Origin of the sequence: Aeoliella mucimassa, from assembly GCF_007748035.1 — a bacterium.
Lineage (GTDB): Bacteria > Planctomycetota > Planctomycetia > Pirellulales > Lacipirellulaceae > Aeoliella > Aeoliella mucimassa.
Genome location: NZ_CP036278.1, coordinates 2,982,620 through 2,999,836, shown reverse-complemented (window position 1 = coordinate 2,999,836; position 17,217 = coordinate 2,982,620). Strand labels below are relative to the sequence as shown.

The 17,217-nt window shown below is 55.9% G+C and carries 15 protein-coding genes; 3 read left to right on the top strand and 12 right to left on the bottom strand.

The genetic code is table 11. The features are described 5' to 3' along the window. Positions 1–28: 28 nt before the first annotated feature. Positions 29–1,108 carry a CAP domain-containing protein gene (locus Pan181_RS12025; protein WP_197529200.1) on the bottom strand — a complete coding sequence of 360 codons (1,080 nt, stop codon included), beginning with the start codon at positions 1,106–1,108 and terminating at the stop codon, positions 29–31. Positions 1,109–1,446: 338 nt separating this feature from the next. Here Pan181_RS12025 and Pan181_RS12020 point away from each other — a divergent pair, with 338 nt between their 5' ends. Then, positions 1,447–2,247 carry a hypothetical protein gene (locus Pan181_RS12020; RefSeq protein ID WP_145247065.1) on the top strand — a complete coding sequence of 267 codons (801 nt, stop codon included), beginning with the start codon at positions 1,447–1,449 and terminating at the stop codon, positions 2,245–2,247. Here the strand turns inward: Pan181_RS12020 and Pan181_RS12015 are convergent. Then, positions 2,210–2,869: a gluzincin family metallopeptidase gene (locus tag Pan181_RS12015; protein ID WP_197529199.1), complete on the bottom strand. Its 660-nt coding sequence runs from the start codon at positions 2,867–2,869 to the stop codon at positions 2,210–2,212. The two genes, Pan181_RS12020 and Pan181_RS12015, sit on opposite strands and share 38 nt — an antisense overlap. A 351-nt stretch (positions 2,870–3,220) precedes the next feature. Between Pan181_RS12015 and acnA the strand changes: the two genes are divergently transcribed. Then, positions 3,221–5,917 (top strand): aconitate hydratase AcnA, encoded by a 2,697-nt coding sequence (acnA, locus tag Pan181_RS12010; RefSeq protein WP_145247063.1) that lies wholly within the window; start codon positions 3,221–3,223, stop codon positions 5,915–5,917. Positions 5,918–6,054: 137 nt separating this feature from the next. On the opposite strand, the gene Pan181_RS12005 is transcribed toward acnA, so the two are convergent. The 9 genes from Pan181_RS12005 to Pan181_RS27025 form a co-directional block, all read right to left on the bottom strand. Beyond that, the gene (locus tag Pan181_RS12005) at positions 6,055–7,557 is read right to left on the bottom strand and encodes a sialate O-acetylesterase (RefSeq protein WP_197529198.1); all 1,503 of its coding nucleotides are present in this window, start codon (positions 7,555–7,557) and stop codon (positions 6,055–6,057) included. 191 nt (positions 7,558–7,748) lie between these two features. Further along, positions 7,749–8,201, bottom strand: a complete 453-nt coding sequence (locus tag Pan181_RS12000; protein ID WP_145247061.1) for a TadE/TadG family type IV pilus assembly protein — start codon at positions 8,199–8,201, stop codon at positions 7,749–7,751. A gap of 58 nt (positions 8,202–8,259) precedes the next feature. Then, complete coding sequence (locus Pan181_RS11995) at positions 8,260–9,402, bottom strand: pilus assembly protein TadG-related protein (RefSeq protein WP_197529197.1); 1,143 nt, start codon at positions 9,400–9,402, stop codon at positions 8,260–8,262. Positions 9,403–9,492: 90 nt separating this feature from the next. Continuing rightward, entirely contained in the window at positions 9,493–10,110 is a 618-nt protein-coding gene (locus Pan181_RS11990; protein ID WP_145247059.1) for a hypothetical protein, read from the bottom strand. Positions 10,111–10,464: 354 nt separating this feature from the next. Then, positions 10,465–11,010 (bottom strand): hypothetical protein, encoded by a 546-nt coding sequence (locus Pan181_RS11985; protein WP_145247058.1) that lies wholly within the window; start codon positions 11,008–11,010, stop codon positions 10,465–10,467. Positions 11,011–11,139: 129 nt separating this feature from the next. Continuing rightward, positions 11,140–12,774: a DASS family sodium-coupled anion symporter gene (locus Pan181_RS11980; protein WP_145247057.1), complete on the bottom strand. Its 1,635-nt coding sequence runs from the start codon at positions 12,772–12,774 to the stop codon at positions 11,140–11,142. Positions 12,775–12,911: 137 nt separating this feature from the next. Next, positions 12,912–14,183 carry a lactate racemase domain-containing protein gene (locus Pan181_RS11975; RefSeq protein ID WP_145247056.1) on the bottom strand — a complete coding sequence of 424 codons (1,272 nt, stop codon included), beginning with the start codon at positions 14,181–14,183 and terminating at the stop codon, positions 12,912–12,914. Beyond that, the gene (locus Pan181_RS11970; RefSeq protein WP_197529196.1) at positions 14,180–15,307 is read right to left on the bottom strand and encodes an NAD(P)/FAD-dependent oxidoreductase; all 1,128 of its coding nucleotides are present in this window, start codon (positions 15,305–15,307) and stop codon (positions 14,180–14,182) included. Before Pan181_RS11970 ends, Pan181_RS11975 begins: the two co-directional genes overlap by 4 nt. Positions 15,308–15,353: 46 nt before the next feature. Further along, a complete protein-coding gene (locus Pan181_RS27025) occupies positions 15,354–15,569 on the bottom strand; it encodes a glutaredoxin family protein (protein ID WP_145247054.1) in 216 nt (71 codons plus the stop codon). Positions 15,570–15,882: 313 nt separating this feature from the next. On the opposite strand from Pan181_RS27025, the gene Pan181_RS11960 reads away from it, so the two are divergent. Then, positions 15,883–16,593 carry a hypothetical protein gene (locus tag Pan181_RS11960; RefSeq protein ID WP_145247053.1) on the top strand — a complete coding sequence of 237 codons (711 nt, stop codon included), beginning with the start codon at positions 15,883–15,885 and terminating at the stop codon, positions 16,591–16,593. 119 nt (positions 16,594–16,712) lie between these two features. On the opposite strand, the gene Pan181_RS11955 is transcribed toward Pan181_RS11960, so the two are convergent. Continuing rightward, positions 16,713–16,901 carry a hypothetical protein gene (locus Pan181_RS11955; RefSeq protein WP_145247052.1) on the bottom strand — a complete coding sequence of 63 codons (189 nt, stop codon included), beginning with the start codon at positions 16,899–16,901 and terminating at the stop codon, positions 16,713–16,715. Positions 16,902–17,217 lie beyond the last annotated feature (316 nt).

Below are 17,217 nucleotides of genomic sequence, written 5' to 3'. Positions count from 1 at the left end.
GCTTAAATGGCACACTCCGTCTGCAAGCCTAACCGCGTCCAAAAAGCTGGGTCCAGTGCTTTCCGTCACGCCCGACGCCTACGGTCTTGTGGTCACTAAGCATGTTCTTGTGATGCCCTGGGCTATGGAACCAGCCTAAATTGACGGATGGTCCGGTGCCGTAACCAGCAGCGATGTTCTCGCCAGAGGCCTTAGCCCCGAAGCGCGCTGCGCGATCGGTGAAGGACTTCTTTCCAGGGATAGGCGACTCGTGCGAAAAGAAATTGTGCTCACGCATATCGTGCGAGTGGTCGCGAGCCGCTTCGGTAAGTTGCAGATCGATCAACAGTGGTTCAAGCCCCAGAAGAATGCGGGTCAAGTTCAGCGACAAGACGCATTTGGACTCTTCGGGATCGAGTTTACGAGCCAGCGTTTCGTTGGCTTTTAGTATCGCCCGCGTCTGGTCACTCATTGGCAAGGCCAAACGCACTGCGATTTCTTCCTCTTGAATCAGGTATTCATCGAAGGTCGTGCCCGCATCCCCTTCGCTAGCATCATCCGCACCGGTTTTGGGAGTAAATTTAGCGAGGTACCCGTTGGCGACTTCCCACAACTTGCCAGCAGGCAGCAGTCGCTGACGTTCTTCCACCAGCCGGCGATTCGAAGCCAGCACTTCGGTGCGATCCACCAAGGCGATCTCTGCGAGTCGCTCCATGGCAGGATCGCCGAGTTGCTTGATCTGATCCTTCGAGAGATTCGGATCTAGTCGCAATTGATTGACTTGGGTCTGCAGTTTCTCGATCTCGGCCTTATCGGCCTTGGCAAACTTCTGAGCCGCGGTGCCCGACGCCGACTTGAAAAAGTCCTGACGATACTTGCTCACAGCCGGGGTGAGCTGGGCTTCGATCATGCCGCGAATGTCGTCTACCGCTTGCGGGCTAGACTGCATGGCCTCGGCCAGCACAGCCGCCTGGGCTGTCTGATCGCGGCGGGCGCGGCGGAACTTTACCACCAATTGGCGTACCGCTCGCTTTTGGCTGGGAGTGAGTTGCTGCGTCGGCTGCTCCGCAGGCTGCTGCTCCTGAGCTACGTCGTTATTGTCCGCATAAGCGCATGCAGAAGGTGCCATTAGACAGGCCATGGCCATTAGGCACGCCAAGAGAGTGCGCATGGATTGCTCCGTTCGATTGTTGCCTCAAGTGTTCCTTAACTCCACCTCTAGTTTATCAATGGAACGATAGCAGTGCTACTTTGGTTGGTCATGAGCTCTTTTTTTCACAAATTCCCCGTAGTTTTTACCCTATTTCGCCAATCTTCCACGGTTCTGCAGGCATCTGGTTGACACCCGTCAAATAGCCAGCCACCTTAGAATGGAAAGGTCGGCGCGCCTATGATGAAAGGCACGCCGTGTGTCGTGTTTTAGGTCCCTCTCCCCGTGTACCGATTTCGCCTGATCGGAGTATCGCTATGGTTTGCCGCTGCCTTACTGCAATGTTCCTTGGCCTGGCCGTTGTGACATCCTCCGGCTGCGATATGTTTTCGTCCGGTCCCTCCTTGGCCGCTGCCGGTGCGACGTCGCCTGATGCCAAGCAACAGGAGGAGTCGGCCCCGGAGACGACCACCGAAGAGATGTCGGGGGATACAGCTGGTTCGCTACCTGGCGAAGCACCACTGGAGGAAACCTCGTTCCCCAATAACGAATCCCCCGAAGCTGCAGCCAAGCCCACAGCGGAAGAGCAATCGGGCCCCGACCTGAGTGCTCCGTCCCCCGAGGAACCACCCGTCGCGAACGATCGCGTGGTAGCCACGCCTGCGGAAGCGAAGGTGGAAGAACTGACCCAACGTGTCGTCGCGTTGCAAACTGAAGTCGAGGAGCTGAAAGCCACGCTCTATTCGCTGCAACAATCGATCGCTCGCAATGAAGACCCCACTGTGTTTGGCGAGCGGGCACTCGGTGCGATGGCCGAAGACTCGGATCTACGGAGCAACCTTGGCCAGATGCTGCAGGGCAAGGTGCGACTCATCAACGAGACCGAGCAAAACGCAGTGGTCTATATCAATGGCACTCCTTGGACCGTACTAACCGGTGATAGCTACGTGCTCGCCCCTGTAGGAACTGTTTCGTTCCTTCGCGATGGAGAGACCGAAGCGACGCTAAAAGGCATCCAGGAGTGGAAAGAAAACTCCGCGACTGGGCAGTTCGAGCTGGTCTATCGGTTGGAAGATACCGCTACCGAGCATAGCGTGATGCGGAAGTCGGCAGAGTAGCCACCGCTTCGGAAGATCGCTTTTCGTCTAACGACTCGCGTACATGCTGCTGCCAGGATGTCTGCAGCTCGCTGAACGATTGAATGGCGTAATACTCGTTGAGCGAATGGGCGGGGTCCGTAGAGCTGTCGTTCAGAAATCTCACGAACTTCTCTGCTCCTCCTTGAGCGATTAGGTAATCGCTAACGCTCACGGCCGATGCGTATTGCCATCGCTGTCGTACAGGGCTTTCGAAGAGCGTTTTCAGATCGGGCCAGCTATCGGTCGCGACGAACTGGGCTAACTGGGTTTGCCGCAGGTCGTGACGGCGTTGGTTATCGTAGCGACTGGCGATGCCTTCGTTGCCCCAAACCGGCAGAGACTCGCCAAATTCGGCCCCCAACACCACGTGGACTAACTCGTGGTGCAAAAGATAGTCAGTTACCGCCTCTTCGGAGCCGACGAGCCAGACCATGTGCCGTTTCCCCAGGGGATCGATCACAGTTCGGGCGAACGACCGCTTGGGGTCGATTTCTACGTAAATAGAAGTGGGCGTGCGGGTGGCTGGGAGATGTCCGCCCAGCCACTCCGCACGTATCCGGGAGCAGTACTCTTCGGCTCGCTCGACTACCTTGTCGGCCAACCGACTGCTAGAAGTAAGAACATAAAATTGCTGGCTACTAGCCACCGCGGCAGCGTTGGCTGGCAGACACTCGGTTCCACTCCATAAAATAACAAGGGCAATAAGTCCCTTAATTCGTTGCATTCCTTGCAACATAACTCTGAACCTCCTTGTTCAGACTGGGAACGTCCGTCCGTGGTTGTCCCCGAAGCGTTGGGCCGATTATGGGTGCTAGCAGCGACCTTCTCCAATAGCGATTATGAAAAAACTTCTTGATTGATTGTCGGATGGCATCCCTCCCGATTTGCTAGCAAATCGATTAGAATTCGCCTGATTCCCGTTTCCATTGAACCTCAAGCCCCCCGCTCCGACATGTCCGACGCTTTCTCCGCACGTAGTACGTTTGATACCGGCAACGGCACCGCCGATTTCTATCGCCTTGCAGCGCTGGAAGAAGCTGGGCTGACCAAGGTCGACGCCTTGCCCTATTCCATCCGTGTGCTCTTGGAGAGCGTGCTTCGCAACTGCGACGACTACGTGGTGACTCAGGACGACGTGAAAGCGCTCGCCGCCTGGGCCGACAGCAAGGGCTCAGCAGCCGTGGAAATCCCGTTTAAGCCGGCTCGCGTCGTGCTGCAGGACTTCACGGGTGTTCCCGCCGTGGTCGACTTGGCCGCCATGCGATCGGCCATGCAGCGGCTCGGTGGCGATCCCAACAAAATCAATCCGCTGGTCCCGGCCGACTTGGTGATCGACCACTCAGTACAGGTCGACTACTTCGCCGGCAACACTGCCTTGGATCTCAATATCGAACTTGAGTTCGAGCGCAACCGCGAACGCTACGAGTTCCTTCGCTGGGGACAAAAAGCGTTCGATAACTTCCGGGTGGTCCCCCCTGGTACCGGTATCGTACACCAGGTGAATCTCGAATACCTGGCGAAGTGCGTGTTCGTCCGCGATGGAGTAGCAGTACCCGATTCGCTGGTGGGAACCGATAGCCATACGACCATGATCGATGGTCTTGGCGTTGTTGGTTGGGGCGTTGGTGGTATCGAAGCCGAAGGCGTCATGCTTGGCCAGCCGATCTACATGCTGATGCCACAGGTTGTCGGTATGGAACTCACCGGCAGCCTGCCCGCTGGGGCGACGGCCACCGACCTGGTGCTGACCGTTACCGAGATCCTCCGCAAGGAGAAGGTGGTCGGCAAATTTGTCGAGTTCTTCGGCGACGGTATCAAGAACATGTCGCTTGCTGATAGGGCGACGATTGCAAACATGAGCCCCGAATATGGTGCCACGATGGGCTTCTTCCCCATCGACGATGGAACGCTGGAATACCTGCGACTCACTGGGCGGACCGACGAGGAAATCGAACTTGTCGAGCGCTACACGAAGGCCAACTCGCTGTTCCGCACCGAAGCTGCCCCGGTTCCCACGTTTACAAGTGTCGTCAAACTCGATTTGTCGACAGTCGAGCCCTCGCTTGCAGGCCCCAAGCGTCCTCAGGACCGTATCGCCCTATCGGACATGCAGCCCGCTTTCCGTAAGGCGCTTCGCGATCCGGTTGGCCCCCAAGGTTTCGGCCTGGAAGAGGAAGCCACCAAGAGCACCGCACCGGCCAAACTCGAGGGCACTGGCACTCACGACCTGACCCACGGCGACGTGGTGATCGCTGCCATCACCAGCTGCACTAACACCAGCAACCCCAGTGTGATGGTGGCTGCCGGACTGGTGGCCAAGAAAGCCGCTGCCATGGGCCTGGCGGCCAAGCCATGGGTAAAAACAAGCATTGCTCCTGGTAGCCGAGTGGTCACCGATTACTTCGAAAAGTCGGGCCTCGACGAAGAACTGGCCAAGGTCGGATTCTTCACGGTTGGCTATGGTTGCACCACCTGTATCGGCAACAGTGGTCCGCTGCCGGAACCGGTAAGCGACGCGGTAGTGAAGGGCGACCTCATCGTGTCGGGTGTGCTGTCGGGCAATCGCAACTTCGAAGGCCGCATCAATCCGCACGTAAAAGCCAATTATTTAGCGAGCCCCCCGTTGGTAGTGGCATACGCCTTGGCGGGTACCACCGATATCGACTTGGTGAACGATCCGATCGGCACCAGCGATAAGGGTGAGCCGGTATTCCTGAAGGACATTTGGCCAACCCACTCAGAAGTACGCGAGGTCGTCTCGTCCTGCGTTCTGCCAGAGATGTTCCGTAAGCAGTACGACGGAGTCTGGAATGCCAACGAAAAGTGGAACGATATTGCTACCAGCGAAGGTGGTATCTACGAATGGGATGGAACGAGCACCTACATTCAAGAGCCTCCGTTCCTGGTCGACCTCACTCCCGAAGTGAAGCCGATTGCCTCGCTCAATGGTGCCCGCTGCTTGGCATTGCTAGGAGATTCGGTCACGACCGACCACATTTCGCCTGCAGGGTCGATTGCCAAGGACAGCCCCGCCGGCAAATACCTTCGCGAAAATGGAGTCGAACCTGTCGACTTTAATAGCTACGGTAGCCGTCGTGGCAACGATCGGGTGATGACCCGCGGCACGCTTGCCAATATTCGCATTCGCAACCAACTCGCCCCCGGCACCGAAGGTGGCATCACCCGCTACTTGCCGTCGAACGAGGTAATGCCGATCTACGACGCCTCGATGCAGTACCAGGCCGATGGTACTCCGCTCGTGATCGTCGCTGGCAGCGAGTATGGCACCGGTAGCTCTCGCGACTGGGCAGCCAAGGGCACTTTCCTACTGGGTGTACGGGCGGTGCTGGCGGCCAGTTACGAGCGAATCCATCGCTCCAACCTGGTGATGATGGGTGTGTTGCCGCTGGAGTTCGAACCTGGCACCACCTGGGAAACTCTGGGGCTCACCGGCGAGGAAACATTTGCCATTCCGGCGCTCGACGACTCGCTGCAACCGCGCCAGAAGCTCACAGTCACCGCGACTTCTGCCGATGGCTCCCAGAAAGAGTTCTCGATGCAAGTACGTATCGATACGCCTGTGGAACTCGACTACTACCGCCACGGCGGCATTCTGCAGTTTGTGTTGAGAAAACTGCTGGCCGACTAAAGCAGGCGTGTTGCGGCATGCCTCTAGGCATTCGATTCGAGACGCATAGCGAGCGTGAGGCAAAGTGCCTCACGCTCGCCTTTTTTGTTTCCCTAACTTTTCCTAGCAGTATTCATTGTTTGCTGAAGTGTGTCGAATCAATGCTTGCCCGCAGTCACCATCGGCCAGTCGTCGGTGCGGAACGGAGTAACCGGCAAATCGTGGGATGAGTTCAGATTGCAGACGGGATTATCCGCCCAAGCATATCGCACCGCGACCGGTTCAGGAACCTCGTCGCTGGAGACCTCCACTTTGTTCCGCTTGTTGCCAGTAATACGGGCCTCGGCCCACACCCAATTGCGCTCTTCCCCCGCGATGGCAAAACCGAGTACTGGTTTCTTATCATGCGTCTTTAGCCCGCCCCCTACGTTGTCTAGCTCGACCACGATACTCCCTTCTTTCACCTCCATCGAAACGAAGCGGGGGTAGAGATAGGGAACCTCGATGCCATAGTCACGCGTCAGGGCAATGCGAGCCAGTCGGTCGCCAACCAGTTGCTTATCGCTGGGGTGCACATCGATTCCATCTCCAGCATCAATGATCACCACTTGAGCGGTGTTGGCAACGCGATCGAGTGTGAAGGTCTGGGCTTCGCGCAGCTCAGCCCAGTCGCTTTCGCTGGGGTGCTCGCGTTCCGCCCGGTAGTCCGCTAATTGCACCCAATAGAAGGGGAATTCACCTTGCCCCCAATGCTCTCGCCAGGTATCGATCATCAACGGGAACAGTTCACGATACTGCTCCGCCCGACTGGCGTTCGTTTCCCCTTGGTACCAAATCACACCACGAAAAGCCATTGGCATGAGTGGTTCGACTCGAGAGTGATAGAGATTCGAGGGCCGCTTTTGGCTGAGTAATTGATGCCTTGGGCGCTGCCAATTGGGAATCGGCTCGCCAGCGGCCACAGCTTCTAGCATCCGGTTCTTCCAGTCCTGATGAATCCGGGCGTACTTTTCTCGCTCCGCAGGTTCATCCGATTCTGCTACCAAGTCGTCCCACCGCTTCAGCAGCGGCTCGTAGAGTGGATTGCCGCTAAGCTCTTCGCGAGGCACCCAAGCTTCGCAGGACGATCCTCCCCACGAGTGATCGATCAAGCCGATTGGCACTCCCAGTGTTCCTTGCAGACGGTTGCCGAAGTGGTACCCGATTGCCGAGAACTCTTTGCGAACTCCAGGCTGGTCGGTTTCCCAGGCACCGTCGAAATCATCACAGGTTTTTTGGGTACCGACTCCGTTTACCGTGAGATAACGCAGGTTGGGGTTCGGAAGATGTAGGGTATCGAGATCGCCATCGGCATTTGCAGCAAGAGCGTACTGCATATTCGATTGCCCGGAGCAAATCCAGACTTCGCCAACCAGTACGTCCTTCACTTCCAGTCGATCTTGCTTCGCTTCGACCACAAGCGAACGCGGGTCGCCGACCGAGAGTGGATCGAGCGTTACTTGCCAGCGACCATTCTCGTCGGCAGTGGTAGTCTTGGTCTGCCCTGCAAAGACGACATAGACCGTCGCTTGCGGATCCGACCATCCCCATACCGGCACCGGCTCATCCCGCTGCAGTACCATGTGATCGGTAAACAGCGATGGCAAGCGAAGTTCCGCCACGGCGACGACCGTGAGCTGGCAAAACAGTATGTTGCAAAGAAATAAAGTACGAATAGTCCGCCAGTGCATAATAGGATTCCGCGAGAAAAATGAACCAGATCGGCTGACCTGTTACAGGTTGCCCACTCGTCTAACTGTAAGTGCGACAACGGCTGTTTTCAATCTTCTCGCGGAAATGGAGCGGTTGTTGGCTACTCAAACCCTTCTTTGCGCATAACCGATTCGGCTTCAAGCGTCGTACTCCCCAAAAACCAAGGGGAAGGGACCCATGACACTTCCGTGTAAGGCACGGATACATTCACCGTGATTTCGGTTCCGGCCGAGGCTGCCCCCGGATCAGGGGATATGGTCACGGTGACTCCCGGTACCGAGGCACCCTCGGCATATTCCTGGGCGGCCGTCCTAGAATCCGCTTCGGAAGCATGCAGCCCGATCGCTTCACGCACGCCCACCCGTGAAGCATTGGTAAGTACTTGCTGCACCATCAGCCCACGGCCTAGTTCGATAAAACCGATGACCATCAGAAAGAACACAGGTGCGACCACAGCAAACTCAACTGCTGCTACGCCGCGTTGCAGAGCAACTGCCCGGGTGAGATTGCGAGCCTTGCGGCGGTTGCTGGTTGGATGAAGTCTACGAAACATGGGAACGCCCCTGTTCTTCTTTGTTAAAAAATGATTCTATGCACCTTGGTTCAAGGCGTTACTCGATGAGAATCACTGGTGAGTACACGTAGCTACTTCCACCGACCGTGGTCGCAGGAATCACTCCCCGTCCCACTGCGGGAGCCATTTGGATAGTCACGTGTTTCTTCCTCATCGGGCCGGTCAACTTGACATCCATGATACGGATTCCTTGCCAAGCGACGATCGTATAGATCGCATTATTGCCAGGACCATTGACCTCTTCGAAGATCGGAATCACTCGTGGATCACCGATGATGCTGGCGAGTTCATCCTTTACGCCAGCACTAATCCCGGTATCGCCGTTCAAGTACAACTTGCCACATTGATCGAACACCAGGCTACCACCATGGTGAGCCAAGTCTTCTGGCGAAATACCGTAGACAATCTGGCGGGCGATGTCGGCAGTGCTGTTGTTGTTGCTACCGATGTCAACCATCCCCCGGTTACCAGGCGAGCCGTTTCCTTGCGGATAGAGATTTACTTCCAGACGACCATCACCACCGGCGGCTACGGAGCCAGTCTCCTTATTGTAAGTGTAGCCATCTGAACCAGTAACTCCGTTCTTCCAATCGACCCAAGTATCGTAGTCGAGAGCAATGGGGAGTATTTCGACCCAGCTACCATCGGAAGGAATCTCAAAACCATCCACGTCCCGAGCGAGTGCAGCCGTGGCATAGGCCTCGATCGCCTGACTTTCGTTGCCAAAGATCCGAGCGAAAAACAGCGGCAACTCGCCATTCACATTTTCGTCGCGTCGCACCTTTACCCGCACCGCGTTAAAACGGTCCGGCTGCGTGGTATCAAAGGGAATGTTCGGATCGGTAAAGTCCGAAATATAGCCGAATACCAGGTCACCACTCGGGGTGTTACTAGGATTCAAGTCGACTGCTGGAGCTACGGTACCTACGAAGTTGGCAGCACTCGGTGTGTTTGCTTCTTGACGAGCGTAGGTTTGTGCGTCGGCGGGATCGTATCCCTCATTGATGCGGTCAATAAACTCCCAAGCAGCAGCTAGCGCCGAAGCATCCGCGGTACGCTGAATCTCTTCCTTACTTGAGAGCACATAGCCGATGTCCACGGCAAAGGCAACCATGCCGAGCAGCACCACGCAAAAAACAGCCGCGAGAATAGTCAACGCACCCCGACGATGGCGGAACACGTATTGAGACCGAGTAGGGCGATTTCCAAGATACATAACAGAGTCCCCAAAGCAAGTGGGAATGGAATAGAGAACCGTGGCTAAGCGAGACTAGGGGTCGATATCGGTATCGATATCAATTGGTGCCACGAGTTCGTTCGACGTACCGTCGGCCGTCTTCCAGACTAGTTTCTTTAGTACTAGTGAGGAGACTCGATTGCCGGCAAAGGTGATTCCTGATTCGCCAATCGAGACGGCAGGACGGTAGTCGTTTAAGCGTTCCATATTGTATCCGGTCCACATGATGAGACCGTCTCCGTTGCCGAAATTGCCCCAGGTACTGGAGACTCCATCGTCAACATCAAAACATACTCGGTTGTCGCGAATACTTAGCTTCTGTACCCACGAGACCGTTTCGTTGTCGTACGACAGAAGGTCGGTCTTATTCGAGTTCGCAGTGTAGATCAGTTCGTCTCCGTTCCAACATTGCATCTGCAATCCACCAGCGACAAAGGTTGGCGAGGTCGAATGATTCAGCAAGAAGACGAAGTGCAAGGCTTCCATTCCGCCGGTAGGAGACATGACCAAAGAGACCTGCGGAGCACAGCGGTCGATTTCGGGACCACCGACCGTAAGTTCCCAATGCTCCTCGATGTAGATCACATCATTCGGATTGGGCACCTCCTCAGCGACTGCGGCGGCGCTGGCCACCATTGAAATTAATCCCATAACCCAGATGCGCAGGGACAAACGATGGCGACCAGTAACCATGGGTAGGCCTCCGAAGCAAGATGTAAGGCGAGGAGCAGGTGCTGGCAGTGAGGATCACCGGCAGCGAGGAAAAGTGGGGCAGGGGAGCAGTTAACGTCGCTGCAGATGCAACAAGTGGCTAACTTCTTTCCCTAATATGAAACCTATGTCGACTCTTCTCGTGAGGTCGGAGGTATTATTAGAATTGCGGCCAATCCAAACTGCAGCCGAAGCATAGACTTTATAGACACATCTGCATGGATATAGATGTGTCCCCATACCGCTGGCCGCTATCGACAGAATGGGTGCTTTGAAATACCACAAAGGACAGCATTAAGCACCGACTACCAGCTCATCGCTGTGCTCGTCCGACAACTCCGCTTCACTTTGTGGGTGAATCGAATCAGCAATACTACGATCGAGCTGTTCGCGAAACTCTGGCGACATAGTATCGGCCAAGCGTTCGCTATTGATGCGAGAAACGAGATCGTTAAACGCGTTCGCTAAATCGTGCCAGTCGTCTTCATCACGAAACTCGATCGGAACGAGCTCGCCACTGTCCGCGGCCTCTCGCAAGTGCCGGCGGAATCGCAACAAAGGACCAGCAAATCGGTTGGTATCGCACACCATCTTCCATAGCATGAATGGCATCACCAACAGCGAAGCGACCGCTCCCACCAACACCATCGGCAGGATGCTCGACATGAACTCGTTGGGCCCAATAAAGCCACCCAATCCGGGCGTAATAAACATCCACCCCAACACAGTGAGAATGCCCGCGGTCACCAAGCTCATCGCCCAACATCGCACAAAAAGGCCAACCAACCGACCTTGAACTTTGCTATCGACGAACTTGTGCTGACGAGCATGCGTGGACATTCAGAAAACCTCGCTAGTGGCAGAAAAGTGGGTACAATCCCAACACAAGCATAGCTCACAATTCGATCTCCGTCGGTAACGATTTATTTCTTTAGAGATCCTGCAATCAGCGTACTTCCGGGGCCGGTTTTACCACCAGCCCAGCAATTTCCACCACAAAAGGCCGGGGCCGAGCCATACCAGCAGGTGCAGAAGCGACATCACGAAGCCTATCCAGAACCAGCGACGAATCGGCACGTAGCCTTGTCCAAAGTAGATGACCACGGGGCCAGTCGAGTAGTTTGTGGTGCACCCACACAGATTCGAAAAGTAGGCCACCAAAGCGATCATCACCAATGGGGGGACCGACATGTCGCCGGCAACGGCAAAAAACACCCCCGTAAATGCCAAGATATGCCCGGTGAGCATGCTGAAACCGTACATCGAGTAAAAATAGATCACCGCCAACAGCACTGCGGCCATGATGCCGGTGATCCCCCCCAGATTGGCCTGCACTTGCTCTGCAAACCAATCGACGAAGTGAGTTGCCTTGAGAGCATCGGCCATGGCAACGAGCCCCCCCAACCAGAGCAAGGTATCCCAAGCCGAGGAGTTGCCAGTCACCTTCTCGTAAGGCAGAACGCCAGCGACGACGAGCGTCAGCACTCCACTCATCGCTACCCAGGTTGCGTGAAGCTTACCACCAAGTAGCAGTTCTTGGATTGGACCGGTCGCCCATAAAAACAACATGACCATCAACACACTGCCCATGATGATCTGATGCCGAGACCACTTGCCCATTTCGTTCAGTTCGTTTGCTACCGCTTCTTGGGCGGCATGCGAATCGCTTAGCTGCGGTGGTGCCAGGCGGTACAACACCCAAGGCACTACCCCCAAACTGATCAGCCCTGGAACAATGCTTCCTTTCAGCCACATCCCCCAACCGAACTCGACTTGCAGGATGTCACTGGCAGCCTTGCTAACCAGGGGATTCGCAGCCATTCCGGTTAGAAACATCGCTGCAGTGATAAGGTTAAGATGGGCTCCACAGAGCACTAAGTACTCGCCCGCGCGGCGTGGCGACTCGTTGGGTGTTGATCCCAATACCTTGCTCATCGAATCGACGATCGGCATCATTAAACCACCCCCTCGGGCGGTGTTCGATGGCACAAACGGGGCGAGCACCAACTCGGCTGCCGCCAGCGCATACCCTAAGCCGAGAGTAGTGTTACCCAACTTGGCCACCATCATCAAGGCGATCCGCCGCCCTAGTCCGGATTGGATCATTGCGCCAGAAATAAAGAAGGCCGCCACGACTAGCCATACTGTCGTGTGACCAAAACCGCTTAACACCGCCTCAAGCGATTCCTGCGCTCGTTGCTTGTAGGTCTTGTCGACAAGGGTTTCGCGGATCAATATCTTCGTATCGTAGTTGGGATGGTACTCGACCAACGTTGCTGGTTGACTTGGCGACCGCGACACCTGCACCAGGTTGTCTTCGTGCAAGCCAAGTTTGATCATCCAGTCGTCCTGCGCCGTGGTGGCGATGGTTCCGGTGCCGGCCAGCACCAGCATTCCTAGCAACACGCTGGCACCCATTGGCAATGGTCGTAGCAGAAAGCTCAGAATCGTGGCCACAAACACCGCGAAGGTGCGCCAGGCCGCCGGGTTCAGCCCCTCGGGAGCAGGCATGAACCACATGACCGCCCCCACGATCAGGCACACCGATAACCGTAACGCAAAGAGGGGATCAACACTGGAACCAGTGTCAGGAGCATTTTCCATGCGGCTACCGCAGATGAGTGAATGAGAAGCGAGAAAGGACGTGATTAGCGGTATAAGCTTAAGGACAATACTGTCCGGACGCAATCTTACTGCCTAATTCTCGTCGGTTCACTCAAACAACTTGGCTTCCATGCCCGCTAGGGGACTCGATCGGCACTTGCCCAGAGCCCTAAGGCTGGTTTGGGAATGAAATAGATATCTTCGCCATCCACCACATTCGGGCCAGGCTCGAGTTTCTCTGGATCGTACCGCTCCAGCATCTCATCTAGATTGCCAAACTGATAGCCAACGGCTTCGATCTCTTCCTTCGTCAAATGACCGGGACAATAGGTCACCTTAAAGCGATTCTCCGACGATCCATGAATGAGATGGGCCGCGGCCCCCAAGTTGCATCTTAGATCGGCGTTCTGCTCCACCGCTTCCATCACCTCGGGAGTCGTTCGGTACCCATATTTATAAATGAGTCGATCGATGAGGCGGTCTTCACCAAACGTACCGACACCTGGGCCGAGGACGACGAGTTCTCCGCCATCGGCCACCGCCATCCGGGTGCGATAGATCGCCTTGTTCCCCAACCAAGTACTGTGAAACTTGCTTTCATCGAGATACACCACGAACTTCTTGGGTGGAGTTTCGAGTACGGTGAAGTTCACTTTTACCGATAATTCAGCCGCTCTCTCAAAACACTCGACATCGTCCCCGATAAACAGGCCTCGAATCGCCAGGCCTCCGCCCGGCTTAGCGCCGATCACGGTCAACACATACACGAGTGGCCAATCGCCACAGAATGTATCCTGGGCGTAATTCAGGATTCGCCGCAAAGGGGTATCAGCGACGCCCATCATGCGTTCCATGCCATACACAGCACCAATGAAGTGACTCTCGTTGATACCTCGCTTTCCGCCGGTGCCGACAAAAAGATTCTTGTTGTAGTTGGCCATGCCAATCACTTCGTGGGGCACCACTTGCCCGAACGACAACAATAAGTCGTGTTGCCTGCTCGCGATCAGGTCGTTCACCTCGACTGGCCACGGCTTTTTGTAAATGCCGTCGGTCGCTTCACTCACAAAATCGGCTGGTACCTGACCTATCTCCGTCACTTCGGTCCGCCAGCGGTGAGGACGAAACAACTTGGTCGGAATCCCCGGAAACATGCTCCTCAGCTGTTGCGGTGTCATCGGATCGTGTGTTCCGAGCGCTGGCAGGATATCGACTAGCCGATCACCAAGCAGTTGATGCGTCAAGCAGGTGAGCATGCCCGCCTGGCTATCGAGCCGCGTATAGTCGGGCGGGATGGCTAGAACCTGATGTCGATCGCCAAAGTGAGCAAAGGTCGATCGCAAGGCTTCACGACAATCGTCGACGGTGAATTCCGCCTCGGGACTTCCTGCTGCGTAATAAAGCGTCATCGTTTTAGCGAGAAGGGGGTAAGGTCGATGGGAGGTTGTTCGCCGGCAAGCAGGTCGGCGACCGCTACGGCCGTCGCACTTGCCATCTGCAGACCCGAACGATAATGGCCCGCTGCTACAAGCACATTATGCGCGTCAGGCACCCGCCCGATATAGGGCAAACCATCTTCCGACGCCGGTCGCAGCCCCGCCCAGGTGTTTTCGATCGGAACTCCCACCAAACTCGGTAAGGTAGTGCGGGCGAATTCCTCCAATTCCAAAATTTGGGCGGCATTTGTCGACTTATCAAAACCCACGTCATCCACGGTAGCCCCCACCATCAACCGCCCCGCTTCTCGCGGAACCAGATACTGCCCGAGGTGGTGGACAATGCGCTGGAGCAACGAGGGTAGACCAGGCTCAAAATCGAGCATCTGGCCACGAATCGGGCGTACTCGGAGCTGAATTCCCAACTGCTCGCCCCACACGCGACTCCAAGCCCCAGTGGCGATGATTGCCTGCTGGGCCACTATTGTTCTCGACTCGCACTGCACTTCAACCTGTCGATTATCCACCCGATCGAGTGACTTCGCTGCTTGCGGATAGCAGACCGGTACCTTCTGCTGCTTGAGAGCCGCCACCAAGGCGGCCGCATGGAGACGATTGTCGATTTTTGATTCCCCAGGCACCAAATAGCCAGCGAGCACATCGGTGGTATGCAAACCAGGTTCCAGCTTGGCCAGTTCTTCGGCACTCAAGCAATCCGACTCGTAACCTCGGGTGCGCCATTCCGCGAACTTGGCATCGAGCTCCGCTATGCGCGTCGGAGTCTTGGCAAGGTGCACACCGCCGATCGGTCGAAGCTGATTATCAATGCCCGTTTCCGCAACAAGCCGTGTGCTCCATTGAAGGTTGAGTTGTCCGGATAGTGCGGCCAATGATTCCAACGCCGGATGTGGGTCGTACCACGAGCCTGGCGGCAAGATACCAGCACCAGCCCACGAGGCCTCAAGCGCAGGTGGCTGTCGATCGATCACCACGACATCGTTCGCTCCGCGGCTAACGAGTTCGTAAGCAATCGATAGACCAACAACACCGGCCCCAACGATCAGCGTTTCGCAAGAATCAGGCAGCAAGTCACTCACAGCAGACCACCGAGATTGGCTTAACATCAACATCCCATGTCAGACATCACAGCAAGCGTTCTAGTAGTCGCCGATCAATGCGGCCACGGAATCGAACCTTGCCATCTATCACCACCACAGGCACGCAATTCGTGTATTTCGAAAGCAATTCGGGCCGTTGATCGATGTCGATTAACACCGGATCAAGGCCGCAGGAGCGGAGTAATCGGTCGGCATCATCGCACAAATGACACCCTTGTCTGGTATACAATTCCACCTGCATGGGGGGGTTCCTGCTGCCCAAAACACCCCGCCACAGAGGGGTGCTTGGCCGGTTTGCACGGGACGATCGGCAAGTTGTCCAGTTCGTAAGGTACGGCCAAATGCAGACTTGGGGAATCTATTTGCCGGGCCGCTGGGCATCAGCCTACGATGGAATTGGGTGGCACGACCAGCCCCCCACCCCCCCGGCTCCAGGATTCGGAGCTACAGCTCGCCTTTTCTGACCTTGTGGTCAAAACCGCCGCGATGGAGTGAGTGCGGGAGCACTTCAGCGAGTTCCCATGCATGCCTACCATGCCCAAAGCGAGGTGACCATGTCCCGCCGCCGTTCGCAACTTGCCAAAACGCAAGTTCGCTTGGTTAAACGACACAACACTGCCTGTGCGAGTCGCGACGCCAAACGTATCCAGCAGAAATCGCGACGAACACACGTCGGTCACAGCACGCTGCGCGAACCGTTCTCGCCTCCCGAGGACTGGCACGAACCGCATGGCGAAGGAGGCGATTACAAAGTCGTCGTTCAAGAGCCAGGATACGGATATCAACATGTGGTGACCCCAAGTGAGGTCCGCGCACGCTTATCCGAGTTACCTGCATCGTTCCTTTCGGACCTCGAGGTCGTACAACTCAGTCGCATCACACGCAAGAAACAGAGTTTCCCGTGCTATGGAATGCAATGGGGTTCGACCCTTTACCTCTACCCGCTCGAAGAGTCGCTGGTGGAATGCTTCACCAAACCGCCGCAGCCTACGTTCATCAACGAAGCCCGCATGTATGGAGGCCGCTGGCATCAGGACGGCGAATCCTGGACTCTGGAGTGGACCGCCGAAGCGATCCGTGATTTTTACCTGAATAACATCCTGATTCACGAATTGGGCCATTTGCTCGACGATCGGAATACCTCCTACGTCGATCGAGAGCGCTACGCCGAGTGGTTCGCGGTACAGTATGGATATCGGGCTAGCGGAGGTATTGATTCCCGCCGGCCGCAGCGACGAGTGACTCGACGACACCACAAATGCTAGGTCTAACTTTCCCGCTATATAAAATAAGTATCCTTATTCCCCATGATCATAAAAAAGGCCAGACGTAGCTGTTCGCCACGTCTGGCCTTTTGTCGTTTTCAAGATCGCTTGAGCAGAAACTACTCAGCAGCTTCTTCAGCGGGTGCTTCTTCGGCGGGAGCTTCGTCAGTCGCACCTTCTTCGGTGGTGGCTGCTTCGCCTTCAGTTACTTCAGGGGTGGTGGGAGTAGTCTCAGTCTCAGTACCACCGCAACCAACAGAGTAGCCAACCAGGCTGAGCATCAGCATCAGAATGCCAAACTTCTTCATCGTTAAATCTCCAGACAGAAGGATGTCCCCCCACGATTTTGGGGACCGTAAACTCGGATGTTGTAACCGGCAGACATATCCGCCGTTGTCTTGTATTCGCCCCCGAGGGGGCAATATTGCCGGTGAGGCCGCACGGCCCACGGATCTTATAGTAACAGCGGTATGCCCCGACGCAAACCGGTAGCTAGCAGCAAAATGGATGCCGCGTTCCCCTAACCCGCAAACTTTGCCAACAAAAAGACGGGTCGTAACGGCTGCCGGACGAAACTCAGGGTTTCGAGCCCTTTTGGCCGAACTAGCAACAGGCGAGTTTTCC

Bases quoted from the DNA above. Each gene is read 5' to 3' on its own strand.
- Pan181_RS12025 (WP_197529200.1), bottom strand. From the start codon at position 1,108: ATGGCACCTTCTGCATGCGCTTATGCGGACAATAACGACGTAGCTCAG.
- Pan181_RS12020 (WP_145247065.1), top strand. From the start codon at position 1,447: ATGGTTTGCCGCTGCCTTACTGCAATGTTCCTTGGCCTGGCCGTTGTG.
- acnA (WP_145247063.1), top strand. From the start codon at position 3,221: ATGTCCGACGCTTTCTCCGCACGTAGTACGTTTGATACCGGCAACGGC.
- Pan181_RS12000 (WP_145247061.1), bottom strand. From the start codon at position 8,201: ATGTTTCGTAGACTTCATCCAACCAGCAACCGCCGCAAGGCTCGCAAT.
- Pan181_RS11990 (WP_145247059.1), bottom strand. From the start codon at position 10,110: ATGGGATTAATTTCAATGGTGGCCAGCGCCGCCGCAGTCGCTGAGGAG.
- Pan181_RS11985 (WP_145247058.1), bottom strand. From the start codon at position 11,010: ATGTCCACGCATGCTCGTCAGCACAAGTTCGTCGATAGCAAAGTTCAA.
- Pan181_RS11980 (WP_145247057.1), bottom strand. From the start codon at position 12,774: ATGGAAAATGCTCCTGACACTGGTTCCAGTGTTGATCCCCTCTTTGCG.
- Pan181_RS11975 (WP_145247056.1), bottom strand. From the start codon at position 14,183: ATGACGCTTTATTACGCAGCAGGAAGTCCCGAGGCGGAATTCACCGTC.
- Pan181_RS27025 (WP_145247054.1), bottom strand. From the start codon at position 15,569: ATGCAGGTGGAATTGTATACCAGACAAGGGTGTCATTTGTGCGATGAT.
- Pan181_RS11960 (WP_145247053.1), top strand. From the start codon at position 15,883: ATGTCCCGCCGCCGTTCGCAACTTGCCAAAACGCAAGTTCGCTTGGTT.
- Pan181_RS11955 (WP_145247052.1), bottom strand. From the start codon at position 16,901: ATGAAGAAGTTTGGCATTCTGATGCTGATGCTCAGCCTGGTTGGCTAC.